At 37.5% G+C, this 14,399-nt stretch carries 15 protein-coding genes and 1 pseudogene; 3 read left to right on the forward strand and 13 right to left on the reverse strand.

All coding sequences use genetic code 11. The features are described 5' to 3' along the window. Positions 1 to 22: 22 nt before the first annotated feature. Positions 23 to 763: a lipase family protein gene (locus H0173_RS03630; protein WP_221844587.1), complete on the reverse strand. Its 741-nt coding sequence runs from the start codon at positions 761 to 763 to the stop codon at positions 23 to 25. Between the two features lie 220 nt (positions 764 to 983). Here H0173_RS03630 and H0173_RS03635 point away from each other — a divergent pair, with 220 nt between their 5' ends. Continuing rightward, positions 984 to 1,175: a DUF2929 family protein gene (locus H0173_RS03635; protein WP_221844589.1), complete on the forward strand. Its 192-nt coding sequence runs from the start codon at positions 984 to 986 to the stop codon at positions 1,173 to 1,175. Between the two features lie 16 nt (positions 1,176 to 1,191). Here H0173_RS03635 and clpB read toward each other — a convergent pair whose 3' ends face one another. The 7 genes from clpB to argC form a co-directional block, all read right to left on the reverse strand. Further along, positions 1,192 to 3,807: an ATP-dependent chaperone ClpB gene (gene clpB / locus H0173_RS03640; protein WP_221844591.1), complete on the reverse strand. Its 2,616-nt coding sequence runs from the start codon at positions 3,805 to 3,807 to the stop codon at positions 1,192 to 1,194. Positions 3,808 to 3,909: 102 nt separating this feature from the next. Further along, complete coding sequence (locus H0173_RS03645) at positions 3,910 to 4,089, reverse strand: YjzC family protein (RefSeq protein WP_221844593.1); 180 nt, start codon at positions 4,087 to 4,089, stop codon at positions 3,910 to 3,912. A gap of 253 nt (positions 4,090 to 4,342) precedes the next feature. Next, complete coding sequence (argF, locus tag H0173_RS03650; RefSeq protein ID WP_221844829.1) at positions 4,343 to 5,296, reverse strand: ornithine carbamoyltransferase; 954 nt, start codon at positions 5,294 to 5,296, stop codon at positions 4,343 to 4,345. 175 nt (positions 5,297 to 5,471) lie between these two features. Beyond that, entirely contained in the window at positions 5,472 to 6,629 is a 1,158-nt protein-coding gene (locus H0173_RS03655) for an acetylornithine transaminase (protein ID WP_221844595.1), read from the reverse strand. Then, positions 6,626 to 7,399, reverse strand: coding sequence for an acetylglutamate kinase (gene argB / locus H0173_RS03660; protein ID WP_221844597.1), 774 nt, complete (start codon positions 7,397 to 7,399; stop codon positions 6,626 to 6,628). The genes H0173_RS03655 and argB overlap by 4 nt, the downstream gene beginning before the upstream one ends. Positions 7,400 to 7,411: 12 nt before the next feature. After that, the gene (argJ, locus tag H0173_RS03665; protein ID WP_221844599.1) at positions 7,412 to 8,644 is read right to left on the reverse strand and encodes a bifunctional ornithine acetyltransferase/N-acetylglutamate synthase; all 1,233 of its coding nucleotides are present in this window, start codon (positions 8,642 to 8,644) and stop codon (positions 7,412 to 7,414) included. Positions 8,645 to 8,657: 13 nt separating this feature from the next. Next, positions 8,658 to 9,689, reverse strand: coding sequence for an N-acetyl-gamma-glutamyl-phosphate reductase (gene argC, locus H0173_RS03670; protein WP_221844601.1), 1,032 nt, complete (start codon positions 9,687 to 9,689; stop codon positions 8,658 to 8,660). A gap of 228 nt (positions 9,690 to 9,917) precedes the next feature. Here argC and H0173_RS03675 point away from each other — a divergent pair, with 228 nt between their 5' ends. After that, positions 9,918 to 10,610 carry a Crp/Fnr family transcriptional regulator gene (locus H0173_RS03675; RefSeq protein ID WP_221844603.1) on the forward strand — a complete coding sequence of 231 codons (693 nt, stop codon included), beginning with the start codon at positions 9,918 to 9,920 and terminating at the stop codon, positions 10,608 to 10,610. A gap of 58 nt (positions 10,611 to 10,668) precedes the next feature. Here H0173_RS03675 and mobB read toward each other — a convergent pair whose 3' ends face one another. Together mobB and H0173_RS03685 are read right to left on the reverse strand one after the other, a co-directional pair. Then, positions 10,669 to 11,199 carry a molybdopterin-guanine dinucleotide biosynthesis protein B gene (gene mobB, locus H0173_RS03680; protein WP_221844605.1) on the reverse strand — a complete coding sequence of 177 codons (531 nt, stop codon included), beginning with the start codon at positions 11,197 to 11,199 and terminating at the stop codon, positions 10,669 to 10,671. Beyond that, positions 11,187 to 12,452 carry a molybdopterin molybdotransferase MoeA gene (locus H0173_RS03685; protein WP_221844607.1) on the reverse strand — a complete coding sequence of 422 codons (1,266 nt, stop codon included), beginning with the start codon at positions 12,450 to 12,452 and terminating at the stop codon, positions 11,187 to 11,189. Before H0173_RS03685 ends, mobB begins: the two co-directional genes overlap by 13 nt. Positions 12,453 to 12,639: 187 nt before the next feature. Here H0173_RS03685 and ric point away from each other — a divergent pair, with 187 nt between their 5' ends. Then, entirely contained in the window at positions 12,640 to 13,335 is a 696-nt protein-coding gene (ric, locus tag H0173_RS03690; RefSeq protein ID WP_221844614.1) for an iron-sulfur cluster repair di-iron protein, read from the forward strand. 34 nt (positions 13,336 to 13,369) lie between these two features. On the opposite strand, the gene H0173_RS22605 is transcribed toward ric, so the two are convergent. From H0173_RS22605 to H0173_RS03705, 3 genes and pseudogenes are all read right to left on the reverse strand, one after another. Further along, positions 13,370 to 13,513 (reverse strand): hypothetical protein, encoded by a 144-nt coding sequence (locus tag H0173_RS22605; RefSeq protein ID WP_221844616.1) that lies wholly within the window; start codon positions 13,511 to 13,513, stop codon positions 13,370 to 13,372. A 56-nt stretch (positions 13,514 to 13,569) separates the two neighbouring features. Beyond that, positions 13,570 to 13,845, reverse strand: a pseudogene (locus tag H0173_RS22610) (radical SAM protein); the annotation flags it as partial. 213 nt (positions 13,846 to 14,058) lie between these two features. Further along, positions 14,059 to 14,397 carry a DsrE family protein gene (locus H0173_RS03705; RefSeq protein ID WP_221844620.1) on the reverse strand — a complete coding sequence of 113 codons (339 nt, stop codon included), beginning with the start codon at positions 14,395 to 14,397 and terminating at the stop codon, positions 14,059 to 14,061. Positions 14,398 to 14,399: the final 2 nt, after the last annotated feature.

Genomic DNA, 14,399 nt, shown 5'->3' on the forward strand with positions numbered 1-14,399 from the left:
TTAAACTGTACAAATGTAGTCCTTATAAAATTGTTTCATAACACTTCATAAAATGAACGATTTGGATGCCAATACCTTGCTTTTTTTCTGGGAGTAAGTAACAAATAATGATTGGACTTTTTGATTCCTTTCGTTCAGTTGTTTGATTCCTTACTTGTTTAGCCTCTTTATAAGACTTGCCGCCAGTCATAAAATGGATAATTTTTATTGGAATATTCACTGTACTATCAAAGCTTTCTTTAAATGTATCGATTTCAGCTTCTATCTGCTTTATATCGATCTCATATGCCTGAGCAAGCTCTTTCAGTAATTTCTTATAAAAAAATTTATGCTCCTTTTCTAATTCAATATAATCTTTTATTGATAAGATTGGATTTATGAAAATACAAGTTCGAATGTGCATAGGACCCATTTCAGCCAAAAGTTTTAATGCAACTAAAGCGCCCATTCCTTCTGCTATCAAATGAATTTTCCCATTTATTATCTCTGTTCGGATAATATGTTCATATAATCTTCTAGCAAGCCTAACTGCTTTTTCATTACCCCAGTTTTTCCCGTAAAGGTTTGAATAAAAAATTGTATAGCCCTCTTCCTTTAGCGTCTTAATTAGAGCTGCCTTTCCTTCATTCTGAGTCCAAAAGCTTCCATACTCATTAACATAATGCCTGTCATCACCTATAATTAGGATACCGAAACCGCTTGGCTTTTCAGGATAATGAAGCATATTCCATTCGGTATCCAATTGAAAGTTCCGGCTTTCCATAATGAAAAAACTCCTTTGTTTCTTAATTCATAATAATGTATGATACTTCAAATGAAATGATAAGGGGAAAGCCTAGTTTATAAAGAGGAAACTATTTACTGTACTGCCCTAAAAGAAAGGTTATTCACATGTTTAACATGATTTTTCAATTTGTTTCATTTATTAATCCTTCTTGTTATGGTAATATGATAGGGGATTTTAATATGCAGAGGTGAATTCGATGAGATTCTTTTGGACTTTCTTTTGGACGTTTCTTCTAGTTCAAATGTTAACGTATGTAGTTAGCTCAATGCTTGCCGTAGCTTTTGATTTCAAAACTGGATCCATTTTAGCAATCGGTACAACGATCTTAATTTTCGTTGTTTCCGCAATCATTCCTGAAGGACCAGCGGAAAAAGAAAGTATTCATTAAGTTAAAAAAGTGACTCCTAGGAGTCACTTTTTTTAAATTGAATGTTCAACTTGATTTCATCATTTTCTACCGAAATGGATACTTCGCTGTAATCTTTAATATCATCAGCAATGATTTTCCGAGCTAATATCGTCTCAACATTTCTTTGGATAAACCGCTTTAGAGGCCTAGCGCCATAAACCGGATCAAACCCGTTTTCAGCTATATATTCCTTTGCTTCCTCCGTTATATTGAGCTTAATATGCTGATCAGATACTCTTTCTTGCAGCTGCTTAATTAATTTTGAAACGATTTCCTTTATTTCTTTCAAATCGAGCGGCTTAAATAATATGATTTCATCAACCCTATTTAAGAACTCTGGGCGGAAATGACCTCTTAAATGCCCCATCACTTTGTTCCGAGTTTCTTCATTTATATTCACTTCTCCGTTAACGCGTTCAAGCAAGTATTGAGAGCCGATATTTGAGGTCATAATGATCACTGTATTTTTAAAATCTACTGTTCTTCCTTGCGAGTCTGTAATTCTTCCGTCATCGAGCATTTGCAATAAAATATTAAACACTTCGGGATGAGCTTTTTCAATTTCATCTAATAATATGACAGAGTAGGGATTTCTTCTAACTGCTTCTGTCAGCTGCCCGCCTTCTTCATAGCCAACATAGCCTGGAGGGGCGCCAATTAATCTTGATACTGCATGTTTCTCCATATATTCAGACATATCAATTCGAATAATATGATCTTCACTATCAAATAAACTTTGCGCTAAAGCCTTCGCTAATTCAGTCTTCCCAACACCAGTCGGTCCTAAGAAGATAAAGGAACCGATTGGACGATTAGGATCTTTAATCCCCGCTCTAGCACGAAGTACGGCATCAGATACAAGTTCAACGGCTTCAACCTGCCCTATTACCCTTTCATGTAATATACTCTCGAGCCTTAGCAGCTTTTCTCGTTCGCCTTCAACGAGCTTGGCAACAGGAATGCCTGTCCATCTTGCTACGATATCTGCAATTTCCTCTTCCGTCACTTCTTCCCGTAATAGACGGTCTCCATCCTTCTCATTTACTTCTTGTTCTAGCTGCTTAACTTCTTTTTCTAAGCTTGGAATTCTTCCATGACGGAGCTCTGCTGCTTTATTTAAATCATACTCATTTTCTGCCTTCTCCAGCTCGCGGCGAAGCTTTTCCAGCTGTTCTCTTTTTTCGCGCACCTTCTGAATTCCTTCTTTTTCTTGCTGCCATTTAGCCTTCATGGCGTGGGCTTTTTCTTTTTGATCAGCTAATTCCTTTTGCAGGATCAATAATCTCTCTTTACTCGCCTCATCACTTTCTTTCCTTAAAGCCGCTTCTTCAATTTCAAGCTGCATCACTCGTCTTGTCACTTCATCGAGTTCTGTTGGCATTGAATCAATTTCTGTTCGGATCATTGCACATGCTTCATCGACTAAATCAATTGCTTTATCAGGCAGGAAACGATCTGTAATATATCGATCTGATAAGGTAACGGCTGCAACAAGAGCCCTATCATGAATATTGACTCCGTGGTGAACCTCATATCTTTCCTTTAATCCTCTTAGAATCGAGATAGAGTCTTCTACATCGGGTTCCTGTACAAGGACCTGCTGAAAACGTCTTTCTAATGCAGGATCTTTTTCAATGTATTTCCGATGTTCATCCAAGGTAGTCGCACCAATACAATGCAGCTCTCCGCGGGCAAGCATAGGCTTCAGCATATTCCCTGCATCCATTGCCCCATCTGTTTTCCCTGCACCTACAATCGTATGAATTTCATCAATAAAGAGAAGAATTCTTCCTTCGCTTTTTTTCACTTCATTTAAAACTGCTTTCAGACGCTCTTCGAACTCACCTCTAAACTTGGCTCCAGCAATAAGTGAGCTCATATCGAGTGAAAAGATCGTTTTATCTTTTAATCCTTCTGGAACATCCCGCCTTACTATTCTTTGGGCCAGCCCTTCTACTATCGCTGTTTTCCCTACTCCTGGTTCTCCAATTAAAACGGGATTGTTTTTCGTTTTTCGAGAAAGTATTCGAATTACATTACGGATCTCACTATCTCTGCCAATGACAGGGTCGACTTTCCCTGCCTTTACTTCTTCTACTAAATCTCTCCCATATTTCTTTAAAGCATCATATGTTGCTTCAGGATTTTGCGATGTCACTCTTTGATTCCCCCTTATTTCCTTAATAGCAGCCTCTAGCTTCTGTTTATTTGCACCTTCATTTTTTAGTATCTGTGCTGTCTCTGAAGAGGATTCAGCTATAGCTAGCAGTACATGCTCTACCGAAAGATATTCATCATTTAACTTTCGCATAATAGCATCTGCCTCAGCAAGAATTCGTTGAAGATTGCTTGTAATATAAAGCTTCCCCTTTTCAATGCCGCTCCCAGAAACTTGCGGTTTCTTCTTAAGAATTAATTCCAAACCGGAAACTATTCTTTCAACGGATACTTGAAGTCTTTCTAGAATTGAGACAATTAGACTGCTATCTTGTCTTAGCAGAGCTAGTAGTAAATGAACATCATCTACTTCTTGATGTTTTTGTCTTACTGCTATATTTTGAGCTTCAATAAATCCTTCCTGCATCCGTTCAGTCATTCTATTTAGATCCATATCTGCCCTCCGTTCTGACCTTTATTGACCTTTGGAAATATTATAGCAATATGTAAAGCCATCCACAAATTGGATGGCTTAAGTTTACAAAAAAATAATGAATTACGGCTTACGTTCGTATGTCCAAACACGATTGTGATTGGAGTTTTCTGGAAATCTATCTCCTGCCCTAAGCTTAAGTCTTTGCGGATTATTCACATTGCTTCCTGTTTCGCCGATTTCAATATAAATACCGTTATTTGGTGCTCGTTGACCTGCCTTGAATTGACGATTTTGGCCCATTTCGATACCCCCTTATTTTAAGAATCATTGTTATTATTTCCACCTAAAAAAATCATCATGAAGGGACTTTTTACCATATGGTTAGTTTCACATTTTTTCTTCCTGAAGTTCTTTACAAAGTTGCAAAAAAGAGGGGTTCCAAAAGTATAACTCTTTTAGGGACACCCTCTTTTGTTTGGCCTTATTAACATGTTTCGTTGATTTCCGTTCCAGACGCTTCGCTTTCCGCGGGGCAAACGGTGAGCCTCAATTCTTATAATATTTCTGAGAGCAGTGCTTTTTGTACATGGAGGCGGTTTCCTGCTTGCTGGAATACAGCAGAATTTGGACCATCAATCACTTCAGCTGACACTTCTTCCCCTCTATGCGCAGGTAAACAGTGAAGGAATGTAAAGTCTTTCTTTGCGTTTTGAACAAGTCCATCATTAACTTGAAAGCTTGAAAATGCTTTTAGTCTTTTTTCATTTTCAGCTTCCTGCCCCATGCTGGTCCAGACATCTGTATAAATGGAATCTGCACCTTCTACTGCTTCGACAGGATTATTTGTAATAATAATTTTCGATCCACTAAATGCTGCAAATTCCTTTGCTCTTTTCACAATTTCTTCATTTGGCTCATATCCTGAAGGGGTGGCAATAGCAATATTTACACCTAATTTCGCTGCACCAATCATAAGTGAATGAGCCACATTATTTCCATCCCCTACATACGCTAGATTTAATCCGCGTAATTCACCCTTTGTTTCCTGTAATGTTAGTAAGTCAGCCAACGCCTGGCACGGGTGAAATAAATCTGTCAGCCCATTGATCACCGGAATAGTTGCGTGATGAGCGAGTTCCTCGATTGTATTATGAGAAAATGTACGAATCATAATACCATCTACATAATGAGATAAAACCTTTGCTGTATCTGCAATCGTTTCTCCTCTCCCCAATTGAAGGTCTTGACTATTTAAATATAATGCCTGGCCACCAAGCTGAATCATTCCTGCTTCAAAGGATACTCTTGTGCGTGTTGAAGATTTCTCAAAGATCATTCCCAAAATTTTACCCTGTAAGGGAGCAATATGTTCGCCAAGCAATGCTGCATTTTTAAGCTTTTTTGCTTTTAAAAGCAGTCCGCTAATTACTTCCGGTGAAAAATCTGCTAATGCTAGAAAATCATTTCCTTTAATATTTAGTTTTTTATCTGCTGTTTGAATTGAAATAGCCAATTCAATCACTCCTTTTCTTTTACAATTTTTTACAACAAATTATTTCCCAAGCAATCTTTTCATAAATAGATCAATAAAAACACGTGATTCTTAAAGAAAAATGCTAATATATATGAATATTTATTTAAGTATATTCATTTTTATGCATTATACTTTAAAAAGAATCAGCCTAGACGGCTGTTTTTGAAAAACTTTTTACAACTGATTGAATGATTTCTGCTGCTTGATCAATTTCTGCTTCTGACACAGTTAATGGAGGCAGCAGCCTCAAGACATTATTACCTGCAGGTAATGCTAATAAGCCACCTTCTCTAAGTTTCTTTAATAATAGAGGCAACTCAATCGTTGTCTCTATTCCAATCATTAATCCTACATTTCTAATTTCAATAATTTCCGGCAGTGCACCAATTGTATTATTCAATTTTTCAATTAAGTAGTGGCTGACAGTCTCGACATTCTCTAAAAACCCTTCTTGGAAAACCGTTTCCATCGTCGCAATAGCTGCTGCTATCGAAAGAGGATTTCCCCCGAATGTTGATCCATGGCTTCCTGGTCCAAAAACTTTTTCAAGTTGTTTTGTACCAATTACAGCACCAATAGGCAACCCATTTCCTAACCCCTTGGCAGAAGTGACAATGTCAGGAGATAAATTGAAATGCTGGAATGCAAAAGGTGCACCAGTACGACCAATCCCGGTCTGAATTTCATCTATTATTAACAGTGCTCCAAACTGTTTGCACAATTGTTGAATTCCTTCTAAAAATTCTGGTTTCCCTACATAAATGCCACCTTCACCCTGGATAATTTCAAGCATGACAGCAGCTGTTTCGTGATCGATTGCTTTCTTCAATGCGTCTAAATCATTGAAAGGCAAGTAAATAAATGTTTCAAGCATTGGCCCAAAGCCTGTTTTAATTTTGTCCTGCCCCGTTGCCGACATAGTTGCAAAAGTTCGCCCATGGAATGAGTTCGTAAAAGTAATAATTTTCTTCCTGCCCGTAGTCTTTCGAGCAAGCTTAATTGCCCCTTCATTAGCTTCAGCTCCACTATTCGCAAAAAACACAAAATCCATTTTAGCAGCGTTTGCCAATAATTCTGCAGCTTTTTCTTGTTCCCCCTGAATAAATAGATTGGAAACATGCCAGAAACGATTTAGTTGACTAGATATCGCCTTTTGCACAGCCTCTGGCCGATGACCTAGGTTACATACACCAATTCCAGATGTAAAATCCAAATATTGTTTTCCGTCTTTTCCAATAATAAAACAGCCCTCAGCCTTTTCTGGCTCAACCTCCCATCGGGCATATGTCGGAAATAAGTGGCTCATTTTAAAACCCTCTCTTTACCATTGATTTCAGTACCGATCCATTGTAATCCATTGAAGAACTTTTTCTTACCCGAAACGATCATGACGCTGCTAATTCCTTTTTCGATGGATGCCATAGCAGATTTTACTTTTGGGATCATACCACCCGTAATCTTTTCCTCTTCGATATATTTATCAATTTCACTTATATCAGTTTGGTGGACGAGCTTACCGTCAATTAATATTCCATCTACATCTGTAACAAAAATACAGTGTTCCACTTCAAGGGCATTTGCAACAGCAGCAGCAGCAAAGTCTGCATTAATATTTAATTTGACTCCATTTTGTGTGATAGCAATAGGGGTTATGACTGGTGTAAATTTTTCTTGTAAAAGCATTGTAATAACATCCTTATTCACTTTTGTCACATTGCCTACAAAGCCCAGCTTATCTTCATCAATAAAATCTGCATGCAAAAAACCGCCGTCGCTTCCATTCAAACCAAAGCTCTTTAATCCATAAGACTCAAGCTTTGCAACAAGCTTCCTATTCGTTTGGCCAGATAAAACCATTTCAACTACTTCCATCGCTTGAGCTGTTGTTTTTCGGAGCCCATCAACAAATTCATGTGGCACTTGAAAAAGATCAAGCATCCGATTAATATCTGGCCCACCGCCATGTACAAATATTAGCCGATAGCCTTGATTCTCTAATTCTACTAAGCTTTCAAAAAATGCAGGGGTTAACTCATCCATGACACTTCCGCCACATTTAATGACAATGGTTTTCATGAGTAATTCCCCCTATGACCGATAGCTTGCGTTAATTTTGACGTAATCATAGCTTAGATCACAGCCCCATGCCATCCCGATTCCATCACCCTGATGAAGATCAACAAAAATTTGGATTGTATGATTTCGAAGATATTCGCTAGCCACTTCCTCTGAAAACATTTGCGGTTCACTGTTCTTTAGCATTGTTATTGGGCCTATGGCAATATCAACAGAGTTAGGGTTCACACATACGTCTGATTGTCCTATTGCTCCGATAATTCTTCCCCAGTTCGCATCTTCTCCATACACAGCTGTTTTCACTAAGTTTGAACCGACAATTTGCTTTGCAACCTTTCTTGCATCAAGATCACTAGCAGCACCTTTTACTTCTACTTCAATTAGCTTAGTTGCACCTTCTCCATCCTTTGCAATTTGCTTAGCAAGACTTTCACATGTTTTTCCTAGTAATTGAAGAAATGCATCCCATTCAGGGTGCTCAGGTGATAGAGACTGGTTGCCACTTAAGCCATTCGCCATTACAAGGACCATATCGTTTGTTGAAGTATCTCCATCCACTGTAATTTGGTTAAATGTCGTTTCTGTTACTTGTGCTAAAGCAGCTTGCAAATGCTCACTCTCAATATTTGCATCTGTCGTTATGAATCCAAGCATCGTTGCCATATTTGGGTTAATCATACCTGAGCCTTTTGCTGCTCCGCCCATCATTACAGTCAATCCATCGATTACAGTAGAATAACAGCAATTTTTCATTACAATATCAGTTGTTAATATAGCTGTCTGGAAGCTATTAGAATGTACGGAATCTCTGTCTGGGTGAAGATTTTCAATTCCTGATTCGATTTTATCCATTGGCAAATATTCGCCAATTACCCCTGTAGAAGCTACTGCCACATAATGCTCCTTTAATCCAAATTTATCTGCTGTCCACTTTCGCATTTGAAAAGCATCTTTTATTCCTTTTTCCCCAGTACAAGCATTTGCACATGCACTGTTCACAACGACTGCCTGCAGCTTTTTCTCAACTGCTATACTTTCTTGAGTCACTTTTAACGGTGCTGCCTGAAAATGGCTAGTTGTATAAACCGCTGCACAATTTGTTGGAATTTCGCTAATAATAACTCCTATATCTTTTTTTGAATATCGTAGCCCTGCATGAACCCCATCAGTTAAAAAGCCTTTTGGAGAAATAATACTTCCTTCTTTATCTTCTTTAATGGGTACAGTTTGAGAAATTACTTGCATTTTTGTTTCCCCCTTATGGATACATCGGAATAAAATCTAAACCTGTCGTTTCATTAAACCCACATATAATATTTGCATTTTGCACAGCCTGCCCAGCTGCACCCTTCATTAAATTATCAATGACTGTGACAATTGTTAATCTTCCAGTTCGTGAATCGACATGCAATCCAATATCACAGTAATTAGAACCCGAAACTTCCTTAATCGAAGGATAGTGACTTTCTGGTCTGATGCGAATAAATGGTTTATCCTTGTAAGTTTCTTTATATAGCTCAAGCACTTGAGCGGTATTCAGTTCTTCTGGTACCTGAACGTACGCAGTTGTCATAATTCCCCTTGTAATCGGGAGCAGATGTGTTGTAAAAGTAATTGGATTAATCTGTTCATTCCATTTAAGAAGCTGACTCTCGATTTCGGGTGTATGCTGATGTTCATTTACTTTATACACTCTTAAATTCTCATTTGCTTCTGCAAAGCTCGTATTCCGTGTTAATGATCTTCCTGCACCGGAAACTCCTGATTTTGCATCAATGATAATACTGGATGGATTGATGAGTTTTTCTTTAACGACTGGGGCAAGACCAAGCAGCGCGGCGGTCGGGTAACAGCCAGGATTAGCGATAAGCTTAGCACCTTTAATTTCTTCCTTATACCATTCAGATAGTCCATACACTGCCCTTTCATATAGTTCTGTATTGACTGGTTCGTGTTTGTACCAGGTTTCATATGTATCTGCAGGTAATCTTAAATCTCCCGATAGATCAATAGCGGTCATATCCTCATTTACAAATTCAGCAGCTAATTTTCCGGATATTCCTGAAGGGGTAGCAAGAAAAACAATATCTGAGCTTTCAGCTATTTTGCTTGTATTTATGTTTTGTAGATTGTGATCAATAATGTCATAAAGGTGAGGATATTCCGTCCATATTGGAATATCTTCTTTAGTTGAATGTATAGATTGTATATGAAATTCAGGATGACGCTGCAATATTCTCAGCAGCTCTGCTCCTCCATACCCCGTTGTTCCAATAATCGAAACCTTCATCGCTTCTCCCTCATTCATCTTTGTATATTTAATCATTTTTATTTATAAATATAAATTTTATTTCTCTTATTATAGAAAGTTAAGAAAATAAAATCAACTGTTTTTCTTGAAGTTTTTAAACTTTACAAAATAATAGTGATATTATCCCTTTAGATTGCTTTATAATGAACATAATTAGTTCGTTTTTCCCACGGACAGAGAATACGGGAAAAGGTGGTTTATTAACATATGGAGGCCTTGTCAGAGTTTTCTAATGAACTACAAGCGTTATTGTTGACTGAAAATCATAAACGTAAAGTAGAAAAAGGCACTTTCCTTTTTCAGGAAGGAATGAAAGCTAATGAACTATTTATTATCGAAAGCGGGTTAATTCAAATTAGCAAAATAGTTCCTGATGGCAGGGAGCTTACTTTGAGAATGTGTTCTAATGGGGATTTAATTGGTGAATTAGCTCTTTTTTGTTCATCACCAAAATATATGCTGAACGCAAAAGTTATGGAAAGCGGAGAGGTTACTGTCATTTCACAATATGAACTCGAGGAAAGATTAAAGAAAGAGCATCAGCTGGCAATTGAGTTAATGAAATGGACAAGTCTTCAATATCGGAAAGCCCAAACAAAATTTAGAGACCTCATTCTCCACGGAAAAAAGGGAGCATTATATTCAACTCTAATTAGATTATCAAATAGTTATGGAGAGTTTTCCGAACTAGGAATAACAATTAACATTCCTTTGACTAATCAAGAGCTTGCTAATTTTTGCGGTACTTCCAGAGAGGTTGTTAATCGAATGCTAGGTGAGCTTCGAAGAAAAGAAATCGTTTCTGTTGAGAAGGGAATTATTACGATTCATAACCTAGCGTATTTAAAAAATGAAATAGACTGTGAAAACTGCCCTGTTGAAGTTTGTAATATTGAATGATTATAAAACATGATAAACCGCTTAGAGAGTTTTTTTCTAAGCGGTTTTACCTATATATTTATTTGCTATACTCGCTCATGATATAATTTGTCACCCAGTTTTCACCTGAATGATCATGAATATTGAAGCAAGGGATTGAAGTTTGTATTTCCCTAATTGTTGCTTCATCCCAATACAAAATGGATTTTATGTTCGTTAATGACGTTAAAAGCGTTTTGCTTTTGTGATCCTTCAAAATGACAGTCTTCGGAAAATCAGCTTGTTTAAAGCCTTCAATTAGAATAATATCTGGATTAAATTGATATAAAATGGCGATATGCTCTTGAAGCGTCCAATGATTTTTTTCCGCTTGAAGAAGCAATCTGCCGTCCCCTTCAACAATTGATGCAAGTGCTCCAGAGGAGATATGCTGACTGGAATCCTTCGATTCAATTAATTCCGGCCTTCCCCCATGTCCATGATGTTTTATTGTTGCAACTTGCAATTTATGTGAAGCTAAGTGTTGAATAAGTTTATTTACAATTGTCGTTTTGCCGCTATTTTGATACCCGACTACTTGATACACAAAAGGGGCTTTTACCATGGCCATTCGCTGCCATCAAAATCCTCAAGAAGCAAAACATCTACTTCATTGCCCGTTTCGAAGCCTCTTGTTCCACCAGGAAGAACCATGAGCGAATTAGCTCCCGCAAGGCTCATCACAATATTGGATTTATCCACTCCGCTTGGAGCAACAATTATTTTTCCATCTTTAATTGTTAAAGCGCTTCTCACGAAACGAGTAAATGGATTCGCCTTTGGGAAATCAGCCATAAGTACTGCCGTTTCTTTCCGTAAATGAGGTTTATTTGCAAACAGCATTTTTCTAATGATTGGTCTTGAAAAAAGCTCAAAACCAACATAGCATGCTGATGGATTGCCTGATAAGCCAAATAATAGCTTGCCATTCAGCTGCGCTACTGTCGTTACACTGCCTGGCCGCATTGCCACTTTATTAAATAGAACTTCTGCATTCAATTTCTCATAAATGGCTGGAAGATAATCAAAATCCCCCACTGACACCCCGCCGGTCGTAATTAACATATCTACCTTGCTTAAAGCCGTTTTAAGTGCGCTAAAGCAAGTTTCGAATTCATCTGGAAGTTTACCAAAATATTGAACTTCTGCACCTGCACGTTCAATTTGTGCAGCAATCATATAGGAGTTACTATTTCTAATTTTCCCTGGCTCCAAAGGATCATCCACATCTAGCAGCTCTGTACCTGTTGCAAATAATCCAACAAGAGGCTTTTTGGCAACCGGTACTTTTGCATAGCCAAAAGTCGCAAGAATCGCTTGGACGCCAGGATTGATCTTCGTTCCCTTTGTAATAAGGATATCGCCTTCTTTAGCGTCCTCACCTCGGAACGAAATATTATCCCCCGAATTAAATGAACGTTTAATCGACATATATGGTTTTCCGTCTTTTTCATACCCATTAGTTAATTCTAGCATCACAACAGCGTCACATTCTTCTGGCATTTGTGCTCCAGTCATAATTCTAACTGCCTGAAAGGCCTCAACCTTTTTCCCTGTAACTGAACCAGCACCGATGTGATCAATCACTTCAAACTCAACAGGATGATTCTGTGAGGCTTCCTTCGTGTCAATTGCCCTCACAGCAAACCCATCATATGGGGACCGATTAAAATGAGGCACATCATTTGTTGCTGTAATATCCTTCGCTAAATACCGGCCAAAGCTGTCATTTATTGAAACGTATTCTGTTTGGCCTGTTTTTTGAAATTTCATTACCCGCTGAACAGCTTCTCCAACAGGAATTGGCGTTCTTCTCTCAACCAATTTGATCAGCTCCTAAGGACTACTCTATCTTTATATTATAGGTGTATGGAAAATGATTCAACAAAATAAGGTGCTCATGTTTTACTAAAAAAAATCTAAAAGTGTGATGCCGGTCACCATGTCTTATCAAGAAATTCATTATGATTATATTGTAAGTTTACAAATTAATTGAAGGGGGATTATTTACATGAGCTTACCTTTTTCTGAAACAACATTAGTCAAGGATATCGTTAATATACAGCCTAAAACAAGTGATGTTTTTAAACGCTATCGGATAGATTTTTGCTGTGGTGGTAACACACCTTTAATTACAGCTGTCGCTGCCCAGTCTGTTAATATTGAGAAATTGATGGCAGATTTACAAGGGATATATCATAAAGAGGAAAATCAAAAGGATGATGTAGAAGTGTGGACTGATAGTTCTACAGAAGAAATTATTAATCATGTGAAGGAGCATTATCACCGTCCTCTATTAGATGAACTTGCTCAGCTTAGTCCTTATGTGACCAAGGTGACAAAAGTACATGGAGACCTCCATCCCGAATTAATCAAGGTAAATGAATTATTTTTTGAATTCAAAAAAGAAATGATTGAGCATACATCAAAAGAAGAGGACATTGTCTTTCCAATGTTAAAAAAATTAGAAGACTCTACGATTGATAATGCAGACGAGATGATCCGATATATTAAAGAACTCGAAAATGAACATGACCATGCTGGTGAACTATTAAAAGCTCTTAGATCGGTTACTTCTGACTATAAGCTTCCTTACGCTTCTTGTGGTACTTATACTCTTGTTTATAAGCGACTTGAAATGCTGGAGGAACAAACATTTATGCATGTACATTTAGAAAATAATATATTATTTCCTAGGTATATATAGATTAAATACGAAACTCTGAGCCAAACTGAGGCAACTATCCGCCAATATAGGACATCTCAATTTTCTTTCGATTTTGTGCCGTTTCCTCGGTACGTTCATCTGAATAGCGATCATTTCGCTTGCTCCAAATATCAATTATTCTCTGTTTTATGTCATTCTCTGTAGCTCCATTTCTCATAAACCCTTTTATATCATGACCTTCCCCATTAAATAAGCAGGTGAAAATTTTCCATCTGCCAGCTTTTTAACTAGAGTAGGCAAATCCTTACGAAGAAGCGGTTCACCGCCAGTAAGTCTAATTTTCTCTACACCAAGCTCCACAAATACTTTCGCAAGCTGTTCAATTTCTTCATATGTTAAAAGCTCGCCTTTCGGCAAAAATGCAAAATCAGGACCAAATTTTTCAGCAGGCATACAGTACGTGCATCGAAAGTTACAGCGATCTATTACAGAAATCCGTAAATTTCTTAGTGTCCTGTTTAATTGATCTTTTATCATTGTTTTTTCCATCCAATCAGCTCCAAATTAAGAGTGACCATTATAAGCAATCTAACTAATTTATTTCCTGCTTTTAGTATGCCCTAATTAGAAGGCAATACTGTTAAATCGCTCTTATAACGTATTATAAGTGAAATATTCGAGAACAATAGTGAGATTTTTCACTATTGTTTTCCAAAAGCTAATATGAAACAAAAAACAGCAGGACATTTGAGCCCCTGCTGTCTAAGAAATTGTGATCACTTCATATTTCGCTGCCAAATCGAGGAATACAGGCATCCCGCTAATTTTGCCGGCGATTAATTGATTTTCAACATCGTAATAATCAACACATGTTTTACAAGCAATTACATCTACGCCCTTTTCCTCAAGTTCTTTCAAGTGAACAGAAACAAAAGATTTTTCAGTTAATGTAAGAACACCGCTGTTCATGCAGAAGATAGCCACAGGCAATTCCTCTCTCTGCTTAAGTAAAGTAAAGAAAGTTTCAAGAACTCCTTCACCTAGTTCTTTATCACCTTTGCCAAGCTGATCTGAGCTTACAAGAATGACTTTATTCTTCAACA

This window comes from Bacillus sp. S/N-304-OC-R1, from assembly GCF_019749375.1.
In the GTDB taxonomy this organism is placed as follows: domain Bacteria; phylum Bacillota; class Bacilli; order Bacillales; family Cytobacillaceae; genus Cytobacillus.